Raw genomic sequence first — 25,892 nt, 5'->3', positions numbered from 1 at the left:
GCTGCGCGGTCCGCGTGATCCGCCCCAACGGCGACAACACCCGCCCCGCCATCGCATAACCGAACGCGAACGCCACCACCGTCAGCCCCAGCAACGCCAGCAACGAACGGTTCAGCAGGCTGTTGAGCGCCAGGGCGCGCTGGTGCTGGAGGCACTGCTCGACGGCCTGCTGGAGCAGCGGTCCGGACGTCTGGGTGGGCAGGTCGCAGATGTCACTGGTGGACTCGAACTTGCCGCCGAGGATCTTCAGCGGCAGCGCGCTGCCGTCGTGCAGGGCGTCCGCGGCGAGCATGTAGATGATGGTCAGCAGCACGATGCCGGCCATCAGGAACATCCCGCCGTACAGCAGCGTCAGCCGTATCCGGATCGTCGGCCTGAGCCACGGGAAGGGCCGGACGTTGACCGGTGGGCGGGGGTCCCAGGCGGGTTTGGGCGGAATGGGCGGCGGTGGGGCGGCCGGCTTGGAGAACGAGGGCAGGGAAGGCATCGCCGGTCAGATCCGGTATCCCGAGCCGGGGACGGTGACGATCACCGCGGGCTCGCCGAGCTTGCGGCGCAGTGTCATGACCGTGACCCGCACGACGTTGGTGAACGGGTCGGTGTTCTCGTCCCAGGCCTTCTCCAGGAGCTGTTCGGCCGAGACGACGGTGCCCTCGCTGCGCATCAGCACCTCCAGCACCGCGAATTCCTTCGGGGCGAGCTGGACCTCCTTGCCGTCACGGAAGACCTCGCGGCGGTTGGGGTCGAGCTTGATCCCGGCACGCTCCAGGACGGGCGGCAGCGCGACGGTCGTCCGGCGCCCCAGAGCCCGCACCCGGGCGGTCAGCTCGGTGAAGGCGAACGGCTTGGGGAGGTAGTCGTCCGCGCCGATCTCCAGGCCCTCGACGCGGTCGCTGACGTCTCCGGAGGCGGTGAGCATCAGGACGCGGGTGGGCATCCCCAGCTCGACGATCTTGCGGCAGACGTCGTCGCCGTGGACGACCGGGAGGTCGCGGTCGAGCACGACGACGTCGTAGTCGTTGACCGCGATCCGTTCCAGGGCGGCAGCGCCGTCGTAGACCACGTCGACGGCCATGGCCTCCCGGCGTAGTCCGGTGGCCACCGCATCGGCGAGCAGCTGCTCGTCCTCGACGACGAGAACACGCACGTCGCTAGTCCTTCCTCACGGCCCTTCGGGCGGGCACAACAATCACTCTGAGCCCTTCCATCCTGCCCCGAAGAGCCATAAACCGGCAGTAAGGCGGGAGGGGCGGGCCCTGGGGCCCGGGGCCGCCACGCCCGTTCGGCAGGATTCCTGGGCGGGTTGAGGTTTCCCTGAGGTTGCGGGTGGGGAGGACGACTGCACACCCGCGATCACGCCCTGTCGTTGGCGACCCACGAGCCATGAACTGATCCATTCCACAGGGACCACTCCGTGATCGACCCACCGTCGGCACACCCCCGTGCCACCGACCCACGACGAGGGGGCGCACATGGACGCGTTCACCGCAGGCATTTTGCAGCGCATAGAGAACACCGAAGCCGATCTGGACCGGGCCCGCCGCGCGGGCGATGACTTCCTCGTCGAGGTCGAGCAGGCCGAGCTCGAGGACCTCCAGCGGCTGGCGAACGAGCACGGTGTGCGTTACGGAGCGGTCAGCAACGCCTGATCACGCCGGCGTACGGGGATCGCGCCCCGGCACCCAGGACAGGGTGCCGGGGCGCGGTCGTGCCCGGAGGGTGGCGATGGCGCGGGTCAGTCGTGCCAGGCGCCGAGTTCGTCCAGCATCGGCTGGAGCTGCGCGAAGAGCTCAGGGGAGGCGGCGAGGGTCAGCTCGTGGGAGGCCGGCTGCCCGGGGCGGCCGCCGGTGCGGGCCCCGGCCTCACGGGCGATCAGCGTCCCGGCCGCCAGGTCCCAGGGGTTCAGCCCGCGCTCGTAGTAGGCGTCCAGCCGGCCGCAGGCCACGTCGCACAGGTCGATGGCGGCGGACCCGCCCCGCCGGATGTCGCGGACCTGCGGCAGCAGGGTGCGCACGACCTCGGCCTGGGCGGCGCGGCGGTCGGCCAGGTAGGCGAAGCCGGTGCCGAGCAGCGCCTGGGAGAGCGGCGGCGCGGGCCGGTGCCGGACCGGCTCGCCGTTGTTGTACGCGCCCCGGCCCAGGACGGCGTGACAGGTCTCGCCGCGCATCGGGGCGGCGACCACCCCGACGACCACCTCGCCGTCCTTCTCGGCGGCGATGGACACCGCCCAGGAGGGCAGGTCGTAGAGGTAGTTGACGGTGCCGTCGACGGGGTCGATGACCCAGCGGATGCCGCTGGTGCCCTCGATGCTGGCGCCCTCCTCCCCCAGGAAGCCGTCGTCGGGGCGGTGCTCCCCGAGGAAGCCGGTGATCAGCTTCTCGGATGCCAGGTCCATCTCGGTGACGACGTCGATCGGGCTGGTCTTCGTGGCGGCCACACCGAGGTCGGCGGGCCGGCCGTCGCGCAGCAGCGTCCCGGCGCGGCGGGCGGCCTCCAGGGCCAGCTCCAGAAGGTCGTCGTACAGCGCGTCGGTCTGCGTCGGGTCGGGCACGGTGCTCCTTGCTCGGACGAGCGGCGGTCGGGCGGCGGTCGGGCCGCATAGGGCACACGGCAACCGCCGGGCGTCCGCCGCCGCGGGGTACGGGTCTACGCGGGGCCTTGAGCGGCCGGGCCCTGCCAGTCGGCGCCGGCCGCGGCCGGGCGCGGGGTGCGGGCCGGGCAGCAGCCGACCGGGCACAGGTCGTGGGAGGGGCCCAGGGCGCCCAGGGCGCAGCGCTCGGGGGTGCGGCCGCATTCGGTGGCGGCGCGCTCCAGGAGGAGCTCTCGGACGGCGGCGGCGAACCGGGGGTCGGCGCCCACGGTCGCGGACCGGGCGACCGGCAGCCCCAGTTCGGCGGCCTTGGCGGTGGCCTCGGTGTCGAGGTCGTACTTGACCTCCATGTGGTCCGAGACGAAGCCGATGGGGGCCATGACCACGGCGGGGACGCCGGCGGCGTGCCGCTCCTCCAGGTGGTCGCAGATGTCCGGCTCCAGCCAGGGGATGTGCGGGGCGCCGCTGCGGGACTGGTAGACGAGCTGCCAGGGGTGGTCCACCCCGGTCTCCGCGCGGACCGCGTCGGCGATCACCCGTGCCACGTCGAGGTGCTGGGCCACGTAGGCGCCGCCCGCGCCGTCCTCGGTGTGGTCCTCCGGGGTGCCGGAGGTGTCCGCGGCTGCGGTGGGGATGGAGTGCGTGGTGAAGGCGAGGTGGGCGCCGTCGCGGACGTCCTCGGGCAGCGCGGCGAGGGAGGCCAGCACGCCGTCGACCATCGGCCGGACGAAGCCGGGGTGGTTGAAGTAGTGCCGCAGTTTGTCGACCTGGGGGACCGGCAGACCCTCGGCCTGGAGGGCGGCGAGCGCGTCGGCGAGGTTCTCGCGGTACTGGCGGCAGCCCGAGTACGAGGCGTAGGCGCTGGTCGCCAGTACGGCGATGCGGCGGTGGCCGTCGCCCACCATCTGGCGCAGGGTGTCGGTCAGGTAGGGCGCCCAGTTGCGGTTGCCCCAGTAGACCGGCAGTTCCAGGCCGTTCTCGGCGAAGTCCTTGCGCAGTGCGTCGAGCAGTTCGCGGTTCTGGGCGTTGATCGGGCTGACGCCGCCGAACAGGAAGTAGTGCTGCCCCACCTCCTTGAGCCGCTCGCGGGGGATGCCGCGGCCGCGGGTGACGTTCTCCAGGAACGGGACGACGTCCTCGGGGCCTTCGGGGCCGCCGAAAGAGAGCAGCAGCAGGGCGTCGTAGGGGCGGGGATCACGCTGTTCGGGCATGGCATCGATCCTGCCACCCCTCCCCCGGGTGCGGCGGGCAGGTCCCGGTAGGCGGACGGCCGGCGAGCGCAGCGGGATCGGGCCGAAAAATCGGAGGCGTGGGGCTCGGCACCGCCCGTAAGCTGTATCGGCCACATACATTCCTTACCGATCTTCGGTCCTCATCCGGCGGAGCGCCCCCGTTGCCCAGTCCCTACCGCGCCATCTTCGGCCGCCCCGGCACCAAGTCCTTCTCCGCCGCCGGGCTGCTGGGCCGGATGCCGCTGTCGATGTTGAGCATCGGTGTCGTCACGATGGTCTCCCAGCTGACCGGGCGGTACGGCCTGGCGGGCGCGCTGTCGGCGACCCTCGCGCTGTCCGCGGCGGTGCTCGGCCCGCAGATCTCCCGGCTGGTGGACCGGCACGGCCAGCGCCGGGTACTGCGCCCGGCGACGCTGGTGTCGCTCGCCGCGGTCGCGGGTCTGCTGCTGAGTGCCCAGCAGCGGTGGCCGGACTGGGTGCTGTTCGTCTTCTCCGCGTGTGCGGGGTGCGTGCCGAGCGTCGGGTCGATGGTCCGGGCGCGCTGGGCGGAGCTGTACCGGGGCTCTCCGCGGGAGCTGCACACCGCGTACTCGTGGGAGTCGATCGTCGACGAGATGTGCTTCATCGTCGGGCCGATCCTGTCGATCGGGCTGTCCACCGCGTGGTTCCCGGAGGCCGGGCCGCTGCTGGCGGGGGGCTTCCTGGCGGCCGGGGTGTTCTGGCTGACGGCGCAGCGGGCGACGGAGCCGGTGCCGCATCGGGGGGAGCAGCAGGCCAACGGCTCGGCGCTGCGTTCGCGGGGGCTGCAGGTGCTGGTGGGGACGTTCGTGGCGACCGGCGCGATCTTCGGGGCGATCGACGTGGTGACGGTGGCGTTCGCGGAGGAGGCCGGGCACAAGACGGCGGCCAGTCTGGTGCTGGCCGTGTATGCGCTCGGTTCGTGTGTGGCGGGCGCCGTCTTCGGGCTGCTGCACCTGAAGGGCCATCCGTCGCGCCGCTGGGTGATCGGGGTGTGCGCGATGGCGGTGAGCATGGTGCCGCTGCAGCTGGTGGGTTCGCTGCCGCTGCTGGCGGTCGCGCTGTTCGTGGCGGGGCTGTCCATCGCCCCGACGATGGTGACGACGATGGCGCTGGTCGAGGAGCACGTCCCGCGGTCGAAGCTGACCGAGGGCATGACGTGGACCAGCACCGGTCTGGCCGTGGGGGTCGCCCTGGGTTCGTCGGCGGCCGGCTGGGTGGTGGACGCCGCGGGTGCGGAGCGCGGCTATCTGGTGCCGGGGGCGTCGGGCGTACTGGCCGCGCTGGTGGCGTTCGCGGGCTACCACCGGCTCCGTCCGCGGCAGGCGTCGTCCGCGGCGGCCGGCCCGGTCGCGGCGGGTCTGCCGGAGGGCGGTACGGCGGCCGCGGAACGGCAGGACGGGCAGCCCGTCGGGTGAGTCGCGCGACCCCGGGGGTTACCGGCGGTACGAGATGTCCCGGAGCCGGGTGATTGCGGCCGATTCCTTGATCGCGCAATTCCGTTCGGCCCCTGTGGAGGACCCCGGGGTGACTGACATCATGCGCTCACACCCGCGGCGGCCGACCGGCCGGCCCGCGTGGAGGGAGGGGACGTCACCATGGCAGTCAGCAACGCCGTCGGCGGCTGGGGAGGGCGCGGCTCCACGGCCGCCCCGTGGCGCAACTGGGCGGGCAACGTCACCACCCGCCCTGCCCGGAGCGTGGCCCCGGCGAGCACTGAAGAGCTGGCGGCCGCGGTCCGCGCCGCCGCCGCGGACGGGCTGACGGTCAAGGCGGCCGGTACCGGCCACTCCTTCACCCCGGCGGCCGCCACCGACGGGCTGCTGGTCCGTCCCGAGCGGCTGACCGGCGTCCGTGCGGTGGACCGCGCGGCCGGCACGGTCACGGTGGCCGCCGGAACGCCCCTCAAGCACCTCAACGAGACGCTGTCCGCGCACGGGCTGTCGCTGACCAACATGGGCGACATCATGGAGCAGACCGTCTCCGGGGCGGTCAGCACCGGCACCCACGGCACCGGCCGGGACTCGGCGTCGCTGGCCGCCCAGGTCACCGCCCTGGAGCTGGTCACCGCCGACGGCTCGGTGCTGACCTGTTCCGCCGAGGAGAACCCGGACGTCTTCGCCGCCGCCCGGCTGGGCCTGGGCGCGCTCGGCGTGATCAGCGAGCTCACCTTCGCGGTGGAGCCGGAGTTCCTGCTGAACGCCCGTGAGGAGCCGATGCCGTTCGACGAGGTGACCGGCCGGTTCGACGAACTGGTCGCGGAGAACGAGCACTTCGAGTTCTACTGGTTCCCGCACACCGGCAACTGCAACACCAAGCGCAACAACCGCAGCCAGGGCCCCGCGGCCCCGCCCGGCCGGATCAGCGGCTGGGTCGAGGACGAGCTGCTCTCCAACGGCGTCTTCCAGGTCGCCTGCGCCGTCGGCCGTGCGGTGCCGGCCGCCATACCGGGCATCGCCAGGATCTCCAGCCGCGCCCTGTCGGCCCGTACGTACACCGACATCCCCTACAAGGTGTTCACCTCGCCACGACGGGTGCGGTTCGTGGAGATGGAGTACGCGCTGCCCCGGGCGGCCGCGGTCGCGGCGCTGGGCGAGCTGAAGGCGCTGGTGGAGCGCTCGGACTTCAGGATCAGCTTCCCGGTGGAGGTGCGCACCGCGCCGGCCGACGACCTCCCGCTGTCCACCGCCTCCGGCCGGGAGACCGTCTACGTCGCCGTGCACATGTACCGCGGCACGCCGCACGAGGCGTACTTCGCGGCCGCCGAGCGGATCATGACCGCGCACGAGGGCCGCCCGCACTGGGGCAAGCTGCACACCCGTGACGTGGCGTACCTCGCCGACGCCTACCCGCGGTTCGGCGAGTTCACCGCCGTCCGGGACCGGCTGGACCCGGACCGGCGGTTCGGCAACGCCTACCTGCGCCGGGTGCTCGGGGACTGACCCGGGCACCCGACGCGGGCGGAAACGGCCGTTTCAGGAAGCTCCCCGTTCAGGAAGCTCCCGGTTCCGGCGCCCCCGCCTCGGGCTCCGGCCCGTTCTGCTGACTCCCCTGGTTGCCGCCGGTCGCGTCGTCACCGCTTCCGGTGTCGCCGCTGTCCGCCGAACCGCTCGGGGACGGGTTCGTGGACGGCGAGTTCTCCGGGTCCGGCGAGCTCTTGCCGCCGTCGGACGGGCTGGGGCTCGGTGACGGGGTGCCGTGGTCGGTGCCCCGGCCGTCGCCGGTGTCGCCGGACCTGCCCGGGTCCGGGGTCGCACCGCTGCCGTTGCCGTGCCGGCCGCCGTCCCTCGGGGTGTCGCCCGGACCGGGCGACTGCGGGGTGACGGGCTGGTGCCGGCCGGTGCTCCCGGTCCGGGTGAGATTGCCGAGCGTGGTGCCCTGCTGGCCGCTCGGGGTCTGCCCGGTCAGCAGCTCGGTGGCGGTGACCCCTCCCATGGCGAGGGCGAAGACCGCGAGCGCGCCGAGCGCCGGCCGCTTCCAGCCGCGCAGCCGGGTGCCGTACGTGGTGGCGCTGATCTCCTCGGGCCGGCCGACGGGGGGCGCGGCCGGGGCCGGCGCGGTGGGAGCGGCAGCCCGGCGGGCGGGCGGCCGCCCCGGCGACAGGGCGCGCTCGTCGAGGCGCGGCACCATGTGGGTCCGGTCGAGGGGATGGGCATTCGCGGGATCGCGCCGGCGGGCCATCTCGGCCCGGGGGATCACCTGTGTACGGGCCGCGTCGGGCCCGGAGGTCCGGGCGGCGACGGAGGTGACGGGGTCCTCCGTGCCCTGCTTGTCGAAGGTGGGCAGCACCATCGTGGGGTCGGGCTGCCCGGCCTGGCGGGTGATGGATGGGATGCGGGAGGAGGAGCGGCGCGGCCTCGGCCGGGTGCTGACCGAAGCCTCCTTGATCTGCTCGCCGGTACGCCGGAAGAGGTGCTGGAATATCGACCCGCCGGTGGTGGCCACGACACTGACCAGACCCGCGCCGATGATGGTTCCGTACACACCGAGTTGACCGGCGAGATACGCGGCGACGGCCGCGGCGAGTGCACTGCCGGCCACCTGAGCGACGCTCAGGTCTATCCGCTTCTCCTTCTTCTTCGTGCCAGTTTCGGTTTCTTCGTCCATCTCCAACCTTTGATAGCCCCTTCGATCCATCTTGCACGGAGAAATGACCAATTGGCGGAGTCAACAGTTCCGAATCTGGGGAATATGTGAAACTCCCCACCCGTGCGCCAGGTCGAGAGATCGACAAGGTGACCGAGCGCCACCGTTCCCCCGGAAGTTCGGCGGCGCGGCGGTCCACCTCGGTGGTCCGAATGGAGTACTGTGACCAACCCTGGCCCCGGTTCCCGTCCGGCTGCCCGGAACCCACGGGAGGGGCCAGATGGCGGCACTCAACCCCGGGGCGCCGCCGCTCGGCACGGGTGATCGGCGACAGGGCAAGCGGCATGGTCACTGAGCGTTGCGAACTGGTAACCGTGTCATAACGGCGTTCGAGGGCCAAGCCTCGACACGCCGGGCAACTCGGCAATGTTGTGGCAGGCTGCACCCGGGCAGGCCACACTCGACTAGCGGAAGCAGCGACGCACGTGACGTCGGCAGGCACCACCCGGGAGGTCCCCATGCCCGAACTGCGTGTCGTGGCCGTCTCCAACGACGGCACACGGCTGGTGCTCAAAGCTGCGGACAGCACCGAGTACACGCTTCCGATCGACGAGCGGCTGCGCGCCGCCGTCCGCAACGACCGTGCGCGGCTGGGCCAGATCGAGATCGAGGTCGAGAGCCACCTGCGGCCGCGGGACATCCAGGCCCGGATAAGAGCCGGTGCCTCCGCCGAAGAGGTCGCGCAGCTGGCCGGCATCCCCGTCGACCGGGTGCGTCGCTTCGAGGGCCCGGTGCTGGCCGAGCGCGCCTTCATGGCCGAGCGGGCCCGCAAGACGCCGGTGCGCCGGCCCGGTGAGAACACCGGCCCGCAGCTCGGCGAGGCGGTCGCAGAGCGGCTGTTGCTGCGCGGCGCCGACAAGGACAGCGTCCAGTGGGACTCCTGGCGCCGGGACGACGGCACCTGGGAGGTGCTGCTGGTCTACCGGGTCGCCACCGAACCGCACTCGGCGAGCTGGACCTACGACCCGCCGCGCCGGCTCGTCCAGGCCGTGGACGACGAGGCCCGGGCGCTGATCGGCGAGGCCGACGACACGCCCGAGCCGAGCTTCCCGTTCGTACCGCGGATCGCCCGGCTGCCGCGCGACCGGCCGCTGGACCGCACGCTGGACCGGCACTCCGAGCGCGGTGAGCGCGGTGCCCAGTCCGGCGGCGAGGACGACGCCCGGGGCACGGAGGAGGCCACCGGCGAGCGGGAGCGGGATTCGCTGACCAGCCTGCTGGAGGCGGTGCCGAGCTTCCGCGGCGACATGGTCGTACCGGAGAGCGCCAAGGCGCCGCAGGCCGACGAGGAGTCCGAGGCCGAGGTCGAGGAGCCGCCGGCCCCGGCGGCGAGCGCGGGCGCGGGTTCCGCGTACGCCGATGTGCTGATGCCGCGGGCGGTGGCCGGCCACCGCGACCGGCTGACCGGGACGACGGACCGGCAGGCCGAGGCGGACGGCGTCCGGCCCGGCCGCCGGGCCGCGGTGCCCAGCTGGGACGAGATCGTCTTCGGCACCCGGCGGAAGAAGCCGGAGTAGCGGCCGCCGGTCCGTGCCCCGTCCGTCCGGTCCCGCTCAGGGGCCGGGCGGACGGCGCGTACGGGGCCGTGGACGGCCCGTGACGGGGCTCAGCCGGGCTGCGGGCCGGTGGCGACCGGTCGGGACGGGTCGGCGGACCATTCGCTCCAGGAACCGACGTACAGGGCCGCGGGGATGCCCGCATGGGCCAATGCGAGCACCTGATGGGCCGCGGAGACCCCGGAGCCGCAGTAGACGCCCACCTCGGTGTCGGGGGTGGCGCCCAGCGCCGCGAACCGCTCGGCCAGCTCGGCCCGGTCCCTGAAGACCGTGCCGCCCTCGGCGACGTTCTCCGTCGTCGGCGCGGACACCGCGCCCGGGATGTGGCCGGCGACCCGGTCGAGCGGCTCCACCTCGCCCCGGTAGCGCTCGCCGGCCCGGGCGTCCAGCAGGACACCGCGGCGGGCCAGAGCGGCCGCCTCGTCCGCGGTCAGCAGCGGCAGCGCGCCCGGCACCGGTGTGAAGTCGCCCGGTTCCGGCGCCGGTTGGGCGCGGCTCAGCTCGCCGCCTGCGGCCCGCCAGGCGGCCAGCCCGCCGTCCAGCACCCGTACGTCCTGGTGGCCGCTCCAGCGCAGCAGCCACCAGGCGCGGGCGGCCGCCCAGCCCTGTCCGCCGTCGTAAACGACCACCGGGCGGTCCGCGCGGACCCCGGCGGCCTGCATCGCCTTGGCGAAGACGCCGAGATCGGGGAGCGGGTGCCGGCCGGCCGGGCCGGGCGGCGCGGCCAGCTCGGCGTCGAGGTCAACGTAGACCGCGCCGGGCACATGGCCGGCCTCGTACTCGGGGCGGCCGGGCGGGCCCCCGAGCTGGTAGCGGACGTCCAGGACCACCGGAGGAGTGGACTGCGCCAGCTCGCTCGCGAGTTCGGTAGCGGTGATGATGACATTCATGGGACTCATCCTTGCGTAGCGGCGACTACGTACAGAAGCGGGTGCGCACCCTCCGTATGACGGAGTTACGCTCTGCATTTACGACTCCGAAACGGACTCGAAACATCAAAACGGGCATTCTCCTTTGCGAACGCGCCGTGGACGGCGCGGCCGGGGCGCACACCAGGACACAGGGTGCGAGCATCTGCTCGGGCCCCCGCCCGTACCCCCATGGTCAGCCCCCGATGCTCCGAGGAGAGTGACGATGACGACCGAGGCAGCGACTCGGCGGATGCCCGGCGCGCCCTGCTGGGTGAGCCTCCTGGCCCACAGCCTTTCCGCGACGCAGGAGTTCTACGGCGCGCTGTTCGGCTGGGAGTTCCGCCCGGGGCCGCAGCACTTCGGTCCGTACGCGCGGGCCTTCCTCGACGGCCGGGAGGTCGCCGGGGTCGGTGAGCTGGCCCCCGACCGCCATCTGCCGGTCGCCTGGACCACCTATCTGGCCAGCGACGACGCGGATGTGACCGCCGAACAGATCCGTTGCTGCGGCGGGACGGTGGGCGTCGGCCCGCTGGACGCGGACCATGACGCGGGCCGGATGGCGATCGCCTCCGACCCGCAGGGGGCGATCTTCGGGATCTGGCAGGGCCGGACGATGATGGGCACCACGGTCACCGGCGAGCCCGGCACCCCGGTGTGGAACGAACTGGTCACCCAGGAGACCGGCGCCGTCAGCCCGTTCTACGAGCACGTCTTCGGCTTCGAGGCCGAGCCGGCTCCCGCCGACGGCACCGACCCGGGACCCGGCTCCGGCTCCGACTCTGACTCTGGTTCCGGCTCCGACTATCTGATGCTGCGGCTCAAGGGCCACCCGGTGGCCGGCATCCACGGCGTGGGCAACGCACCGCTCCGCGACCGCGGCCCCCATTGGATGACGTACTTCGCGGTCCCCGACACGGAGGCCGCGGCCCGCCGCGTCAGCGAACTGGGCGGCCAGGTACTGGACCCGGCCCACGAGTCCGCCCACGGCCGGGCTGCCACCGTCGCCGACAGCGAGGGCGCGGTGTTCACGATCGTCCAGCAGCGCTGAGCCGGGCGGGCAAGAAAAATACCGGGCGGTCTCTTTGGCCGCGCCACCTCGGCGCCTCACTCCCGGCACCCGACTCAGGAGACCGCCGACGCCTTCCCGGCCTCGAAGAGCCGCTCGGCGCGGAACGGTGAGGTGTCCAGCCTCGCCAGCACCCCGGGAACGGCGACGTTGGGCAGGAAGAGCTCCAGGAGCCGGGAGATCTCGGTGGACAGGTCGGGAGCGTTCGGCACGGCCTCCGCGACGAGCTGCACGCCGGTCCAGGCACCGACGAACAGCCGGGCCGTGTCGGTCGGGTCGACGTGCGGCAGCAGTTCACCCCTCCCCCGGGCCTCGATGAGCAGCTCCCGGCCCAGCACGATCCAGTCGGGCCAGCGGGTGCCGAACAGGCTGCGCGCCTTGGAGTCGACGGACAGCCGGATCGACGCACTCAACAGGGGCTCCCGGGGCAGGCGGTGAGCCAGCAGCAGTGAGATGTCCACCCACTCCTGGAGCTTGAGCACCTGCGGCACCAGCCCCTCGGTGGTCACCGCTTCGTCCAGGACACCGCGGGCGAGCTCCTCCTTGGAGGTGAAGTGGAAGTACAGCGCGCCCCGGGTGAGCTTGGCCCGCTCGATGATGGCGGCGATGGTGGCGGCTTCGTAGCCGTACTCGTTGAAAATCTCCGCGGCGGCCACCAGGCAGGCCTTGCGTGTGCGGATCGCCCGTTCCTGTTTCGCCAACTCGCGTCTCCCGTGACCAGGTGTTTGCCGCAGTCTTTACCGCAGCACAGAAAAAGACCGCGGACCCGGTATTTTATCAGCGCGCAACTTCCTTCACATGCGTCGCATACAGGGGACCCCCATGCCCGAAGCCGCCATCCGCATACACACGTTGCCCCACGACCGCGGGTCCCCGGGCCCCGCCCTTCGAGTTCTCGATGCTCAGAGCGGCACAAGTACCGCCGTGACCACCGCAGTTCCCCGGGAATATGCCCATCTCCGGGATGCGGAACGGGTATTCATCACTGGCTGGAACCGTTGCGGTCCCGGCGCATTCTCGCTCACCGGCCGGTGGCCGGCCGCCCCCGACGAGGGGCGGTGCGATCCGAGAGTGCTGGCGCAAACCTTCCGGCAAAGTGGGCTGACGATCGCTCACGCGGAATACGGCGTCCCCCTGAGCCACCACATGATTCTGCATAACCTGAGTTTCACGACGAATCCGAAATTCCGTGTTTCGGACGGCGGGCCCACGGAACTCGGTATCGAGGTCGCCGTCTCACAGGCCCGCCGCAGCGGCCGCTGCGTCAACGCCCTGGGCATGGCGGTTCGCCTCCACCAGGGCGACGTGACCGTCGCACAGGCGGAGGCGGAGTTCGCCTGGTCCTCGCCGGCGGTGTACCGGCGGCTGCGCGGCGAGCACCTCGACGTCGGCTGGGGCTCCTGGCCGCTCCCCGCCCCGGTCCGCCCGGAGCTGGTGTGCCGGTCCGGAGCGGCCGAGGTGATGCTCGCCCCCGGCGCCCGCCCGCGCCGCTGGCAACTGCGCAACGACACCCGCAACACGCTGCTGTTCGACCACCCCGTCGATCACGTCCCCGGCCTCGCCCTGCTCGAAGCCGCCTATCAGGCCACCCACGCCACCGTCGCACCGGCCCGCTTCACCCCGGAGACGGTCATCAGCACCTACGAACGCTACGTCGAGTTCGACGAACCGTGCTGGATCGAGGCGCAGTTACTGCCCCGCACCCCCTCGGGCCGCCTCACCGTCCTCGTCACCGGCACCCAGAGCGGCCGGACCGCCTTCCGAGCGGGCCTGAGCGGAGCGCCCTGTTGAGGGCGTGGGTGGCTCACCGGCTCACTGGTTGACCAATCCGCCGTCCACCGGCAGCACCGTCCCGGTCAGGAACGGGCAGCGGTCGCTGAGCAGCCATGCCGCGGCCGCCGCGATCTCCTCCGGAGCCGCGGTACGTCCTTGCGGCGTCGTGGAGTTGGCCAGCTCCTCCAGGCCGGGGTTGCGGGCGAACCATTCGGTGGTGATCTCACTGCGGGTGGTGCCGGGCGCCACCGCGTTCACCCTGATGCCCTGGCGGGCGTACTCGTCCGCCGCGGCCCGGGTGAGCCCCACCACCGCGTGCTTGGAGGCGATGTAGGGGGCGGCGGCCGGGATCGCAATCAGACCGGCCACGCTGCTGTTGTTGACGATGGCGCCGGCGCCCTGCGGGAGCATCGCGGCTATCTCGTGGCGCAGGCAGTTCCACACCCCTCGCACGTTGGTGTCCATGATGGCGTCGTACACGTCGTCGGACATCAGGTGGAGCGGGGTGCGGTCGCCTCCGATGCCCGCGTTGTTGAAAGCCGCGTCCAGCCGCCCGTACGTCGTGACGGCGAAGTCCACCGCCCGGGCGGCGTCCTCGGCCACGGACACGTCGGCGACGACGTACGCGGCCTCGGCGCCCTCGGCCCGCAAGACGCCGGTCAGTTCGGCGAGCCGTTCCTCGCGGCGGGCGACCAGGACGACCGTCGCCCCCTCGTCGGAGAACACCCGCGCCGCCGCGGCGCCGATGCCACTGCTCGCCCCCGTGACCAGGACGACTTTGCCGGAGAGAAGTTTGCCCGAGAGAAGATCGCTGTTCATGGGACGAGTCTGGCAGGGGCCGCCCTTGGCGAGGGTCAGCCCGTCGCGTCCTGCGGCGTCGGGGCGACCGGCAGGACGTCCGGGGAGAGCGCGCCCGCACGGGTCGTGGCGCTGGTCATCCGGCGCAGGTGGTGACGGCGGCAGAGCACCTCGTAGCCCACTTCCGCGGTCGTCCGGCGGACATCGCCGACCACGACCTGGGCGCCCTCGACGACCATCGCGCCGCCACCGTGCGGGCGTTGTGCGTGGCCCGGGCGCCGTCCGACGGACGTCAGCAGCGCCGCCATGTACTCGGCCGGGTAGTTCGCCTTGAGGTAGGCGGTCCAGTACGCGACCGGGCTGTAACCGGCGGTGTGGGACTTGTTGAAGGCGTAGCCCGAGAAAGGGAGCATGACGTCCCACAGGGCCTTGATGGCCTGCGCCGCCATCAGGTCCACCGGCGGCTCCGGCTCAGCCGGCGGTACTGCCTGGCCGCCGGCTGCGAGGGTGTCCACCAGGAGGTTCAGCGCCTCGGCGTAGTCGTCGTGCAGGTCACTGATGTCCACGCCCGCCATCTCGGACATCAGCAGCTCGGCCAGAGTCAGCTCCCGGTCCGTGGTGGGAGCCGGACTGGACAGGTCCCCGGGATCTCGGATCTCCTCGGGCCAGTGCAGCGTGTGCAGCACCAGGATTCCGTTGCGCGGCCGTAGGACAGCCGGCCTCTCCCGCCCTGTTGACTGAACCAGTAGACGTATTTACGCAGGTCAGGTGGGGTTTCTGCTAGCTTCCCGACATGCTTGATCCAAGCCTGCATGACCGGGATCTGGCCTCGCTTGTGCTGCCCGAGATCGGACGGCTCGCCGAGACAGATGCCCCCTGGTCGCCGTAGCGATTGGTCGATCCGGCCGGGAATGTAGTGGAGCCGGTGGCGCTCTACTTTGGCCCGGACCCGCTGAGGAGGTCGGCAGGCAGCCGGTCGGGGTGGCGCTCATGCCGCGGGAAGCGCTACAGCGAGTGACGATCTTCGGTACCTGTCATCAAGCCCCACAGCCAGTCAGATCGAACACGGCCTTGTCTCCCACCGAGCACGAGATTTCCCGGTGCTGGTTCGGTGCTGACTTCGGAGGGTCAATGGCGGCAAAACCACAGGGCGTAGCTCTGACCGGATGAGTTGTCGTACCACTGGACGGTGGTGCCGACCCGGCTCGCGGCGACGATGCGCTTGAGGTGGGGAGTGGGCGGGGAAGCGGTTGCAGAGGCGGCCATGGGTACCACTTCCGGGCGGGTGCGGGGAGGTTGACGTGTGGCCACACCGTAGAAACGTCCGGGTACGTCGCGCATGTGGCGGGACACCACACTTCACGGCCGGAGGGTGCGTGCGCCCCTCATGAGGGGTCGGTTTGCCTCCGTGAAGCCGTTGCGGAATTCGCCGAACGGTTCCCCCTCGTGACCGTGCGTAGTCAGGTGGAACGCATAACGGTTGGGGGATGGCTTGGACAACCGGACAAACGCAGGTAAATGGGCCCTGCTGTGAAGGGTTGTGAAAGTCTGCTCGCCAATTTCTGTTACGCACAGCCAGTCACCCGCGTCTCCTTACATGTACGGCGGAACACAGTCGCGCGCACCGGCGCCGAGAGAGCAAACGCAGAGAGTGGGGGGCGTGGACGCGGAAAACGGGGTGGCGGTGGTCACGGCCGCACAGAACGGCGACCACCGGGCTCAGGACGAACTCGTCGGCGAGTGCCTGCCGTTGGTGTACAACATCGTCGGCCGGGCCCTGAACGGTCACGCCGACGTCGACGACGTGGTGCAGGAGACCATGCTCCGCGTCATCAACGGCCTGGACAGCCTGCGCGACCCGGCGGACTTCCGGTCGTGGCTGGTGGCCATCGCCATGAACCAGATACGCCAGTACTGGCGCGAGAACCAGTCGCGGACCGCGCCCCTCCCCGGGTACGACGGGCTGGACGACTCCCTCGACATCGCCGACCCCGGCGCCGACTTCGTCGATGCCACCATCACGCGCCTGGGCCTGGAGGGCCAGCGCCGCGAACTCGCCCAGGCCTCCCGCTGGTTGGACAGCGATGACACGGCCCTGATGTCGCTGTGGTGGCTGGAGGCGGCGGGTGAACTGACCCGCGCCGAGGTCGCGGCCGCCCTGGAGCTCTCGCCCCAGCACGTCGGCGTCCGGGTGCAGCGGATGAAGGGCCAGCTGGAGACGGCCCGGGTGGTGGTGCGGGCACTGGACTCGACCCGCAAGGCGGGCCCCCGGGCCTGTGCGGAACTGGAGTCGATGGCGGAACGGTGGGACGGGGCGCCCTCCTCGCTGTGGCGAAAACGGTTCTCCCGGCACGTTCGCGCGTGCGCGGGCTGTTCGGGCCACCGGGAGGAGTTGGCACCCGCCGAGAAACTCCTCGTCAACCTCACGCTGGCGCCCATGACAGGGACGGCCGCGGCCGCGCTGCTGGAGGCGGTGTGCGCGAAGGCGGACGCCGGGGAGGTGGCGGCGCGGGCGGCCGGAGGGATGACCCCGCTGCCCGCAGCCGAGGCGGGCTCGTTCGCGGGCGCCGCCGGGCCCCGTACCGTCCATGCTCCCGTGCGTGCCGGGCACCGCCGTGGCACCGGCTCCCGCCACCGCCACGGTCGTCACCGGATACCCCTCGGCCGCCGGGCCGGACGGACTACGAGCAGCACAGCGCTGCCCGTCTCCCTCGCGGGCGCCGCCCACCCGGCCGACCGGGGCCGACGGCGAAGCCCCTTCGCCCCGCGGCCGGCGGTGGCCCTCCCGTCCGGTCACGCCGCGTCCCCTGCCGGTCAACTCGTCCGCACGTCCGGCCAATCCCGAGAAGAAACGTTTCGTCCGACAGGCCGCCGGCCGGCTCGCCCCCGAACGAACCGAGACCGGCCGGCCACCGCCGCGCACCGCCCCGACGCGCCGGCCGGCGGTACAGCGCCGCCCGGAGGACCTGCGCACCCCCCGCTTCCACGACCCCACCGACCCGGACGGCACCGGCCCCGCCGAGCGGATCACCGCGGCGGTCTCTTCCCGGAGCGCCCCGGTCGACAACACCGCCCTCCGTCGGCCGGGCCCGGTGAGAGCGACGAGCGCCCGGAAGAACGGCACGGTGCACCGCCGCCACGCGCCCACCCACACCTGTACGGACGGCCGGAGCCGGCGTCGCCTGCGGGCCGGCGCGGGCCGTGCCGGACACAGCACGCCACGACGCAGCTGACGCGTTTCCGCTGACGTGACTCCGCCTGCGCGGCACCGCTGAAGCGAACCGCCGCGAACCCCCCGGCCCCCTGAACCCCCACCGCACCCCCCACAACACGGGCGTTCCACGGCACCACCCTGCGCACCGCTCACGCGCCGCAACGTGCCCAACGCCTGTTCATCACCACCACACACCACACGGCAGGAGAGAGAGTTGGGGAAGAGAAGCAGACGCCGTCACGCCGCGCGCAGCGCCGGTGGCGGTCGTCGGACCGGCATAGTCGCCGCCGCGGTCCTCGCCGCGACCGGCATCGTCGCCACGGGCGTCGTCTACGGCGTGACCAATGGCGGTGCCTCCGGCGACCGCGAGACCGCGGCTGCGCCCGGCTCGGCGTCGCAGACGGCGACGAAGCCGGCCGCCAGCCCCGAGCACAAGAAGCCGCTCGCACCGCTGGAGAAGCTGCCCAAGAACGACCCGAAGCACGGCATGGTCTACAAGGGCCTCAAGCCGGCCCCGAAGAGCGACTCCTGCGTGGGCGTCTACAAGGTGGTGCGCTCCGGACTGTGCACGCACGGACCGGACGAGCCGCCGAAGGGCGTCGACATCCACCGCACCACCCCGCCGGCTGTCAAGGCCAGCGCACCCAAGCCGGACCTGAACAGCGGTGACGCCCACGCGCCGTCGTCGAAGGATCTGCTGAAGGACGCCCCGCCGGTACTCGACGCCCAAAAGGACGCCGGCCAGCAGACCGCAGCGGCCCAGGCACCCGCCGCGGGCGACGGAGAGCGCACGGCTGCGGCGGGCGGCCAGCAGGTCGTGTGCGACGGCGACGGCGCCACCGGCAACCGCGTACAGGTGCTGTACGTACACGCGCCCGGCCAGTCCCGGTACGGGCAGTACGTCGCCTCGTTCAAGCAGTGGGCGGCCGGCGCCGACCTCATCTACGCCGAGAGCGCCAAGGAGACGGGCGGCACCCGGCACATCCGGTACGTCACCGGATCCGACTGCACCCCCACGGTCCTCGACGTCGAACTGCCCGCCTCATCGCTCGGCGAGTTCAGTGCCACCAACAACGCACTGGCGGAGCGGGGCTACAACCGCCGCGACCGGAAGTACATGATCTTCGCCGACGCGCAGGTGTACTGCGGCATCGGCAGCTTCGCCGGTGACGAACGTCCCGACGCGAGCAACCAGAGCAACTTCGGCCCGTCCTACGGCCGTACCGACTCCGGCTGCTGGAGCGCCTCCACAGCCGCCCACGAGCTGGGCCACAACCTGGGCGCCGTCAACAACAGCGCCCCCAACACCAGCCGCGGTGCACACTGCACCGACGAGTGGGACATCATGTGCTACTCGGACACCCCCTACTACCCGCAGATGCGCACCGTCTGCCCCGAGCGCGGCCACGACGAGCGCCTCGACTGCAACCACGACGACTACTTCAACACCGACCCCCGGCCGGGCAGCTACCTCGCCACCCACTGGAACGTGGCGAACAACCAGTTCCTGATCAAGGGCGGCTCCAGCCCCGACCCGGACCCGGGCCCCACCGCCGGCCCGAAGCCGGTCGTCGGCACGGTCACCGCCGACACCGTGAGCCTCAGCTGGCAGGCCGTCAACTCCGCGGCGAGCTATGACATCGTCCTGAACGACCAGTCCATCGGCAGCGTCAGCACCGCCGTGACCCGGATCGTCAACCTGCGCCCGGACACCGACTACACCGTCGCCATCGCCGTGAAGGACCGCGACGGCCGTACTTCCAAGCCGGGCCCGAAGACGTCGTTCCACACCGCCTCCGCAGGCGACCCGACGAAGACGATCGCCTCCGGCAAGCCCTACGCACTGCTGAACCCCCTCACCGGCAAGGCCGCCGACCTCTACGGCGGATCCTCCGCCGACGGCACGGTCCTCATCGGCTGGCAGCGTCACGGCTACGCCAACCAGCAGTGGGTCTTCCGCGACGCGGGCGGCGGCTACCTGCGGATCGAGTCGGTGCTGTCCCACAAGTGCCTCCAGGTCGGCGGCTCGCTCCAGGCCGGTGCGTACGTGATGCAGCAGCCGTGCTCGTCCGCCGCGTCGCAGCAGTGGAAGACGACGGCCTCCGGCAGCACGTGGACGTTGGCCCCCAAGGGCACGGACCTGGTGCTCGGTGTCAGCGCCCGCGACTACTACGGCGGCACGCTGCTCGAACTCCAGCGGCCGGACAACCGGGGCCAGCAGAACTGGACCGCCCAGCCCGTCTCCTGACCGCCTTTCCTCCCCTCTCCCCGGCCACGCCGGCCATACCAGCCCCACCGGCCACACCGGCCACCTCGGCAAGGAGCCCCTGATCCATGCGTCTGCGTCCTCGCGCACTGTGTGTGCCCCTCCTGGCGTTCCTGGCGTCGCCGCTGCTCGTCCTGGTCCAGGCCGGGCAGGCCGACGCGCACGGTGACAGCATCCAGTTCACGGTCACCGGCCAGGACACCGGGCACGTACGGGCCCAGGCGACGTACGAGGACGACCATGACCCGGTCGACGAGCGGATCTCGGGCACGCTGACCGCGGTGTCCGCGGACGGGCGCACGCGTGGCCCGTGGCGGCTGGTCGCCGTCCCGGGCCACGCCGGAACCGTCACGACCCAGGAGGTACTGCCTCCGGGCACCTGGAAGGTGACCGTCGAATCCGGCTTCCCGGAACTCGGCCGGGGAGAGGGGAAGATCGACGTGCCGGTGGTGGACCCCCGGCCCGGGGGGAAGACAACCCCCCGGCCGGCGCGGCCCACGGCGTCCGGGACCGCCTCCGCGGCCCCGTCCGTCGAGCCCGCCACACCGGCCACCGCACATGCGGCGGCCAGGGCGGGAGCGGAGTCCGGGTCCGGGTCCGAAAGGGCGACGGCGTGGCTGCCTTGGACCGCCGCGGCCGCGGCCGTACTCGCGGTCACAGCCACCACGGTCACCGCCGTGCGCCGTAGGCGGCGTTCGCGCACGAACTGACCCACACCGAGGGCGCACCCTCCTCACAGCCCGGGGCGTAGCTCACCGAGCCACCCTCGCCGCTGGGGCGTGTCCGCAGAGTCCTGCCAGGCGTCACAAGCCTGGCAGGACTTTTTGCGGGCACGCCCCAGCTTTTCAGCCGCTCGTGCAGTTCCTCGGCATCGCTCAGGAACCAGGTCTGCTGCCCGCGGTTGCACTCGCGGACGAAGTCGCGCAGCGCCGAACTGGCCCCCGTATGACGCGAGATGTCGCCGATGGCGGCGAGCCCCACACGGTAGTTGACGAACTTCTGGATGATCTCACCGGCGATGCGGGTGCGCAGCCGGAAGAACGCCTCGTCGAACCGCCCGGCGGGGATGACGACCCATCGGACGCCCTGATACACGGCATTGCCGATGAGATCCAGTACGTCGCCCTCGCTGCTGATGCTCGCGCCCTCGGGGGCGCACATCAGGACAGGGACGTCATGGATCGTCTGGACAGCGGTCGTCATGGCAGCCAAGGCTAGTAACCTGAGTCGGAGATCCGGTGGCAGTACGCGGCGACTTTGTCGAGGATCTCGTCGGCTGTCTTGGTCCAGACGAAGGGCCGTGGTTGCTCGTTCCAGTCGGTGAGCCAGGCACGGATGTCGCGTTCGAGGGCTTGGACGGAGCGGTGGACGCTGCGCTTGAGCTTCTTCTGGATGAGCTCGGCGAACCACCGTTCCACCAGGTTGAGCCAGGACGAACTGGTGGGCATGAAGTGCACGTGGAAACGTGGGTGCGCCAGCAGCCACTTCTTGATCACTGGCGTCTTGTGCGTGGCGTAGTTGTCGAGGATCAGATGGACCTGAAGGCCTGCCGGCACTTGTTTGTCGACCTTGGCCAGGAACTTTTTGAACTCGGCGGCCCGGTAGCGGCGGTGGAGGGAGCCGATGACTTTTCCGGTCGCCACTTCCAGAGCGGCGAACAAGGTGGTGGTGCCGGCCCGGACGTAGTCATGACTGCGGCGTTCGGGAACGCTGGGCATCATCGGCAGGACCGGCTGGGAGCGGTCCAGTGCCTGGATCTGCGACTTTTCATCCACGCACAGGACCAACGCCTTTTCCGGCGGATCGAGGTAGAGCCCGACCACGTCGCGGACCTTGTCGATGAAGAACGGATCTGTGGACAGTTTGAACGTCTGCGTGCGATGCGGGGCCAGCGCAAATGTCCGCCAGATCCGCGAGATGGCCGACTGCGACATTCCCGTGGCTGCGGCCATCGACCGGGTCGACCAGTGGGTGGCGCTCTTCGGGGTCTCCTGCAGTGTCTTGACGATCACCCGCTCGACATCGGCATCAGTGATCTTCCGCGGGACACCGGGACGCGGTTCGTCGGACAAGCCGTCCAGGCCACGCTCCAAGAAGCGCCGCCCGCCAGGTGCGGACCGTGTCCGGGCGATGCGCAGCCGGCGTGATACCTCCATGATCGAGTGCCCGTCGGCATGCCCGTGATCACCCATCTAGCCGAGTCCGTTTGTCCTGCCCCTCAAGTCGTTGAACCTTGGCGCACTCCGCAGCACGGTTGCCGCGGCCCTCAGTTACTCCTTCTCAATATCGTCGTCACAACCCCTTGAAATCGCAGAGAGCTGCCGCTGTCCCTGACTCACTTGGTGGAAGACCAGCCGATTTGGATGACACGGGGCCGCTGTCTGGGAGTGACCAGTTGGGCTCGCCCAGGCGGCATGCGTTCGGCCTTGGCAGTGCCTATCAGAGGTCCTTCGTCTGAGTCCCCGGACAGGACGACGCCGGTGGCTCCGAGTTCCTTGAGGCGTCGGGTGACCGGGTCGAATGAGGCGCGGGCTGCTCCGGCGGTGTTGCGGGCGACGATTATGCGGAGGCCGATGTCCCGGGCGTACGGAAAGAATTCGGCCAGCGCTTCAAGGGGGTTGCCGGACGGTAGTGCAACGAGGTCGTAGTCGTCAATGACGATGAAGATCTCAGGGCCGTGCCACCAGCTGCGGGCACGCATCTGCTCGGCAGTGACCTCTTCCGTCGGCATCCGGGCTTGCAGGATCGGGATGAGGCGATGGATGCCCTCTTCGAGGGATGCTGCTGCGGGAGCGTAGTGAAGCACGTGGTCCTCGGGGAGCTGGCCGTGCAACCCTCGGCGGTAGTCGCCGACGATCGCCAGTGCTTCATGAGGCTGATGCCGCTCGGCCAGGCGCCGGGCCAGCAGGCGCAATAGCGCGGACTTCCCGGATTCGCTTTCGCCGTAGATGACCACGAGTGGGTCGGTGTCGAAGTTGAGGTAGACCGGAGCGAGCGCCGTTTCATCGAGGCCCACTGCGAAGCCCTGCTCGGGGGTTTCGCTCGCCTTTGGCAAAGCGTCGACGTGCAGGCGCTCCGGGAGCATGCGTACCGGTGGGCACACGGGGCCCTGCCAGTTGGATGCGATGGCCGCAATCAGAGCGACGGAGCTCGCGGTGTCGTCCGTAGGGTCTTGTGTGGCGTGGGGCTGGGCGCCGTGTGGGAGCGCGGCCACATAGTGCAGTCCGCCTCGTGCGAGGCCGTGGCCGGGGCGGTCCATGGGTACGTTACGGGCGCGTTTGCGGTCGTGTTCGGAATCCAGGGGATCGGCCATCCGGAGTTCCAGCCGGGTGGCGAGTTGGTCTTTGAGGGCGGGGCGGATGTCGTTGTACCGGCCGGCCGTGAGGATGAGGTGGATGCCGTAGGCGAGGCCCCGCATGGCCATTGCCTCGACTTCGGCGACCAGCTGCTCGTGCTGCCGTTTGAAGGTTCCCCAGCCATCGATCACCAGGAAGACGTCGCCGAAGAGGTGGTCGGGGTAGTGCCCTACGGCTCGTCGTCCGCGGTAGGTCCGGATGGAGTCGATGTGGTGGTCGCGGAAGAACGCCTCCCGTTCGTCGAGGAGCTCGCGTATCTCGGCGATGGTCCGACGGGCCTTTGCCGCGTCGAGCCGCGAGGAGACGCCCCCGACGTGAGGGAGCTCTGCCAGGGACGACAGAATGCCGCCCCCGAAGTCGAGGCAGTAGAACTGGACTTCACGGGCTGTGTGGGTCAGGGCGAAGGACATGACGAGGGTGCGGAGCAAAGTGGACTTGCCTGAACGCGGTCCGCCGACAACGGCAGCATGGCCTTGCGGGCCAGAGAAGTCGCAACGAAGGGTCTCGCGGCGCTGCTCGAAGGGAATATCGGCAATGCCCACCGGTATGACCAGGGACATCTCCCGCCATTCGGCCGGCTGCAGACCTCGCTCGGATGTGATCGTGAGCGGGGGAAGCAATTCGCCGAGGCAGGGAGAATCTTCCAGCGGCGGCAGCCAGACCTGCTGTGCCGGTGGGCCCTGATCTTGGAGGCGCTCCACCAGCACATCCAGTACGGAGATCTCGGCGACGTGGCCATCGGCCGCAGTTGCCTCAGGCGCAGGGTGTGACGGGACGGGATCTGCGAGGGCGGATTCGGCGGTGAACAGCATCGGTGAAAGATCATCCCGGTGCCCAGAGGTCGTGATTCGCCTCGGGCGGTGCGGACCGGAAACGTACGCAGCCTTGAATTGCGTCGGTGCCTCTGTGTCGTGGCTCAGGAGCCCGGCTCCTGGCACGTTGGGCAAGTGGTAGGCATCGGTGCTGCCGAGGGCTATCCGTGATTCTTCGGCGGTGAAGGTGCGCATCACCAGCCGGTAGGACAGATAGGTGTCCAAGCCCCGTAGCCGGCCTTCGTCCACCCGTTGCGAGGCGAGGAGCAGGTGCACGCCGAGCGAGCGTCCGATGCGTCCGATCTGAAGGAACATATCGATGAATTCAGGCCTGGCCGTCAGCAGTTCGCTGAACTCATCGATGATGATCAGCAGGGTGGGTAACGGCTGAAGCGGCGCACCCGCTGACCGTGCTCGCTCGTAGGCGCCGATGTCGGCGAAGTTTCCGCTGGAGCGGAGCAACTCCTGACGGCGGAGAAGTTCACCGGCGAGGGCGTCCTGCATGCGGTCGACGAGGGTGAGCTCCTCGGCGAGATTGGTGATGAGCGCGGCGACATGCGGCAGGTCGGCCAGGCCGGCGAACGTTGCGCCGCCCTTGAAGTCGGCCAGGATGAAGTTCAGTGTCTCGGACGTGTGGGTGGTCGCGAGGGCGAGGACGAGGGTGCGTAGTAGCTCGGACTTGCCGGAGCCGGTGGCGCCGACGCACAGGCCGTGGGGCCCCATGCCTCCCTGGGATGCCTCCTTGAGGTCGAGGACCACGGGGTTTCCGTCTCCGTCCACTCCGACCGGTACACGTAGGCGGTCTTGCGCAGCCCGTTGTCCGGACGGTGGGTCGAAGGTTGTGGGGTCCTCGATGTCCATGAGCTCGGTGAAGCTGAGGTTGCCCAGCAGCGGGTCCTCATCCTCGTCGTCGCTGGTCCGCAGCGGGGAAAGGGCCCGAGCGAGGGCAGTGGCTTCCACTGCGGTGAGAGTGTCTGGCATACCGGCATAGACGGAGCCGGAGGCGGAGACAAGGCTGAGGGCTTTCGGTTCGACAGCCAGCCCCGGTCGGCGATCCACTCGATGGGATCCACCTCTGGGTGTACGGCGCTGCCGCTCGCCGCCGACAGCCGTTTCGAGGTCGATGACTGTCACGCCCAGAAAGCCGTCCCGGTCGAATGGCCAGCGAAATGTCGTCGCCGGACCGGGATCCGCGAGGATCACCACATGGGGTCGATCGAGCAGCGGCTGGTCATCCACTGCCCAGGTAGGGCGCGTGGAGAAATCCTCGGCGAAGTCCTCTGCGAGCTCGTTGAGCGAGGAGTAGACCAGCAGTTGTTGCGCCTTTCGACCGCCTGCGGCCCAGGCCTTGGTGGAGTAGGCGTGCGGCAGCCACTTGATCCAGTCCCATTCCCCGGCCGTACCCAGAGCCGTGACGACCACGACGCGCACATCGTCCGGTGAGTGCAGCGTCGCCAGCTGGCAGACCAGCGCCCGAACCGACCCCTGGACGGTGTCGGGATCGCCCCTGATCGTCAGCCGTGGGAACGCCCGCAGAGACAGCGCCAGGGGCAGCTCATCGAGGTACTCGTACGCTGCAACGAAGTGTCGCAGTGCATGCGCGGACAGCGGCTCCCACTCTTCCGCAGGCGCTGCCCGCGGAACCACGAGGCGGGTCGCGAGAGTCTGCGGCCCCAACCCGACGCGTACCTGTACGAAGTCATCGTCGCCAGGCCGGCGCTCCCACAGCCTCGTGCGTTCGGCGATGGCCGCCCAGAGCTGGGCCGGCTCGGGGAAGGTGTGGAGTTCGGCCAGGCGCTGGGCGCGTGCGGTATCCCGTGCCTGCTTTCGGGTGCGGGCCAGGTACTTCAGGTATTCCTGACGTGCCGCGTGGACGCCTGATGATGAGCCGCGCCGGGCACGGACGAACTGGCCCACCCCCATGATGGCGGCGGAGATGAGCATGATGCCGCCCATGAGCTTCATGAACGGTGGTGAGCCGGGAAGGAAGAAATACACCGCCGTGCTGGCCATGCCTGCCATGGGCAGCAGTGTCAGGAGAACGGATTCGCCCTTGTGCTCCGGCAGCTCGGGAGGCGCCTTCAGCTGCAGCTCGCCCTTGGGGTAGTCAGGGGGCACGGTGCGCGGAGGGCGCTTGATGGTGACGGTTACCAA

General features: G+C 70.7%; 18 protein-coding genes and 4 pseudogenes. 9 read left to right on the top strand and 13 right to left on the bottom strand.

The window, feature by feature from the left end; all coding sequences use genetic code 11:
* A pseudogene (locus tag IG62_RS0107925) lies at nucleotides 1–487 on the bottom strand (two-component sensor histidine kinase); the annotation flags it as partial.
* A 6-nt stretch (nucleotides 488–493) separates the two neighbouring features.
* Entirely contained in the window at nucleotides 494–1,147 is a 654-nt protein-coding gene (locus tag IG62_RS0107920) for a response regulator transcription factor (RefSeq protein WP_006602630.1), read from the bottom strand.
* A gap of 325 nt (nucleotides 1,148–1,472) precedes the next feature.
* On the opposite strand from IG62_RS0107920, the gene IG62_RS47720 reads away from it, so the two are divergent.
* The gene (locus IG62_RS47720; protein WP_199812429.1) at nucleotides 1,473–1,649 is read left to right on the top strand and encodes a hypothetical protein; all 177 of its coding nucleotides are present in this window, start codon (nucleotides 1,473–1,475) and stop codon (nucleotides 1,647–1,649) included.
* A gap of 86 nt (nucleotides 1,650–1,735) precedes the next feature.
* Here the strand turns inward: IG62_RS47720 and IG62_RS0107910 are convergent, their stop codons facing one another.
* Nucleotides 1,736–2,551: an inositol monophosphatase family protein gene (locus tag IG62_RS0107910; RefSeq protein ID WP_030799114.1), complete on the bottom strand. Its 816-nt coding sequence runs from the start codon at nucleotides 2,549–2,551 to the stop codon at nucleotides 1,736–1,738.
* A 95-nt stretch (nucleotides 2,552–2,646) separates the two neighbouring features.
* Entirely contained in the window at nucleotides 2,647–3,801 is a 1,155-nt protein-coding gene (locus tag IG62_RS0107905; protein ID WP_030799112.1) for a ferrochelatase, read from the bottom strand.
* Between the two features lie 182 nt (nucleotides 3,802–3,983).
* On the opposite strand from IG62_RS0107905, the gene IG62_RS0107900 reads away from it, so the two are divergent.
* Nucleotides 3,984–5,258, top strand: coding sequence for an MFS transporter (locus tag IG62_RS0107900; protein WP_030799111.1), 1,275 nt, complete (start codon nucleotides 3,984–3,986; stop codon nucleotides 5,256–5,258).
* 180 nt (nucleotides 5,259–5,438) lie between these two features.
* Nucleotides 5,439–6,782, top strand: coding sequence for a D-arabinono-1,4-lactone oxidase (locus IG62_RS0107895; protein WP_030799109.1), 1,344 nt, complete (start codon nucleotides 5,439–5,441; stop codon nucleotides 6,780–6,782).
* Nucleotides 6,783–6,831: 49 nt separating this feature from the next.
* Here the strand turns inward: IG62_RS0107895 and IG62_RS0107890 are convergent, their stop codons facing one another.
* A complete protein-coding gene (locus IG62_RS0107890) occupies nucleotides 6,832–7,947 on the bottom strand; it encodes a hypothetical protein (RefSeq protein WP_030799107.1) in 1,116 nt (371 codons plus the stop codon).
* Between the two features lie 497 nt (nucleotides 7,948–8,444).
* On the opposite strand from IG62_RS0107890, the gene sepH reads away from it, so the two are divergent.
* Nucleotides 8,445–9,503 (top strand): septation protein SepH, encoded by a 1,059-nt coding sequence (gene sepH, locus IG62_RS0107885; RefSeq protein ID WP_030799105.1) that lies wholly within the window; start codon nucleotides 8,445–8,447, stop codon nucleotides 9,501–9,503.
* A gap of 89 nt (nucleotides 9,504–9,592) precedes the next feature.
* Here the strand turns inward: sepH and IG62_RS0107880 are convergent, their stop codons facing one another.
* Nucleotides 9,593–10,432, bottom strand: coding sequence for a sulfurtransferase (locus IG62_RS0107880; protein ID WP_030799103.1), 840 nt, complete (start codon nucleotides 10,430–10,432; stop codon nucleotides 9,593–9,595).
* 244 nt (nucleotides 10,433–10,676) lie between these two features.
* Here IG62_RS0107880 and IG62_RS0107875 point away from each other — a divergent pair, with 244 nt between their 5' ends.
* Nucleotides 10,677–11,501, top strand: a complete 825-nt coding sequence (locus IG62_RS0107875) for a VOC family protein (RefSeq protein WP_030799101.1) — start codon at nucleotides 10,677–10,679, stop codon at nucleotides 11,499–11,501.
* 74 nt (nucleotides 11,502–11,575) lie between these two features.
* Here the strand turns inward: IG62_RS0107875 and IG62_RS0107870 are convergent, their stop codons facing one another.
* Nucleotides 11,576–12,220 (bottom strand): ScbR family autoregulator-binding transcription factor, encoded by a 645-nt coding sequence (locus IG62_RS0107870; protein WP_030799099.1) that lies wholly within the window; start codon nucleotides 12,218–12,220, stop codon nucleotides 11,576–11,578.
* Between the two features lie 97 nt (nucleotides 12,221–12,317).
* Here IG62_RS0107870 and IG62_RS0107865 point away from each other — a divergent pair, with 97 nt between their 5' ends.
* Nucleotides 12,318–13,310: a ScbA/BarX family gamma-butyrolactone biosynthesis protein gene (locus IG62_RS0107865; RefSeq protein WP_324604610.1), complete on the top strand. Its 993-nt coding sequence runs from the start codon at nucleotides 12,318–12,320 to the stop codon at nucleotides 13,308–13,310.
* 21 nt (nucleotides 13,311–13,331) lie between these two features.
* On the opposite strand, the gene IG62_RS0107860 is transcribed toward IG62_RS0107865, so the two are convergent.
* The 3 genes and pseudogenes from IG62_RS0107860 to IG62_RS47090 all read right to left on the bottom strand — a co-directional run bounded on the left by IG62_RS0107860 (nucleotide 13,332) and on the right by IG62_RS47090 (nucleotide 15,356).
* Nucleotides 13,332–14,111 carry a glucose 1-dehydrogenase gene (locus tag IG62_RS0107860; protein WP_030799095.1) on the bottom strand — a complete coding sequence of 260 codons (780 nt, stop codon included), beginning with the start codon at nucleotides 14,109–14,111 and terminating at the stop codon, nucleotides 13,332–13,334.
* A gap of 35 nt (nucleotides 14,112–14,146) precedes the next feature.
* Nucleotides 14,147–14,370 (bottom strand): annotated as a pseudogene (locus IG62_RS49800) (thymidine kinase); the annotation flags it as partial.
* An 848-nt stretch (nucleotides 14,371–15,218) separates the two neighbouring features.
* Nucleotides 15,219–15,356: a hypothetical protein gene (locus tag IG62_RS47090; RefSeq protein ID WP_158795005.1), complete on the bottom strand. Its 138-nt coding sequence runs from the start codon at nucleotides 15,354–15,356 to the stop codon at nucleotides 15,219–15,221.
* A 394-nt stretch (nucleotides 15,357–15,750) separates the two neighbouring features.
* Here IG62_RS47090 and IG62_RS48380 point away from each other — a divergent pair, with 394 nt between their 5' ends.
* The 3 genes from IG62_RS48380 to IG62_RS0107840 all read left to right on the top strand — a co-directional run bounded on the left by IG62_RS48380 (nucleotide 15,751) and on the right by IG62_RS0107840 (nucleotide 20,280).
* Entirely contained in the window at nucleotides 15,751–17,337 is a 1,587-nt protein-coding gene (locus tag IG62_RS48380) for an RNA polymerase sigma factor (RefSeq protein WP_234326329.1), read from the top strand.
* A gap of 181 nt (nucleotides 17,338–17,518) precedes the next feature.
* A complete protein-coding gene (locus IG62_RS0107845) occupies nucleotides 17,519–19,552 on the top strand; it encodes an RICIN domain-containing protein (RefSeq protein ID WP_234326328.1) in 2,034 nt (677 codons plus the stop codon).
* Between the two features lie 86 nt (nucleotides 19,553–19,638).
* Nucleotides 19,639–20,280 carry a hypothetical protein gene (locus tag IG62_RS0107840; protein WP_030799088.1) on the top strand — a complete coding sequence of 214 codons (642 nt, stop codon included), beginning with the start codon at nucleotides 19,639–19,641 and terminating at the stop codon, nucleotides 20,278–20,280.
* Nucleotides 20,281–20,413: 133 nt separating this feature from the next.
* Here IG62_RS0107840 and IG62_RS0107835 read toward each other — a convergent pair.
* The 3 genes and pseudogenes from IG62_RS0107835 to IG62_RS0107825 all read right to left on the bottom strand — a co-directional run.
* Nucleotides 20,414–20,773 (bottom strand): annotated as a pseudogene (locus IG62_RS0107835) (DUF4180 domain-containing protein); the annotation flags it as partial.
* An 11-nt stretch (nucleotides 20,774–20,784) separates the two neighbouring features.
* Nucleotides 20,785–21,744, bottom strand: a pseudogene (locus IG62_RS0107830) (IS630 family transposase); the annotation flags it as partial.
* 161 nt (nucleotides 21,745–21,905) lie between these two features.
* Nucleotides 21,906–25,892: a type VII secretion protein EccC gene (locus IG62_RS0107825; RefSeq protein WP_030799079.1), complete on the bottom strand. Its 3,987-nt coding sequence runs from the start codon at nucleotides 25,890–25,892 to the stop codon at nucleotides 21,906–21,908.

Origin of the sequence: Streptomyces sp. NRRL S-337, assembly GCF_000720175.1 — a bacterium.
In the GTDB taxonomy this organism is placed as follows: domain Bacteria; phylum Actinomycetota; class Actinomycetes; order Streptomycetales; family Streptomycetaceae; genus Streptomyces; species Streptomyces siderophoricus.
The sequence above is the reverse complement of the archived record's forward strand: the minus strand, read 5'-3'. Positions and strand labels throughout refer to the sequence as shown.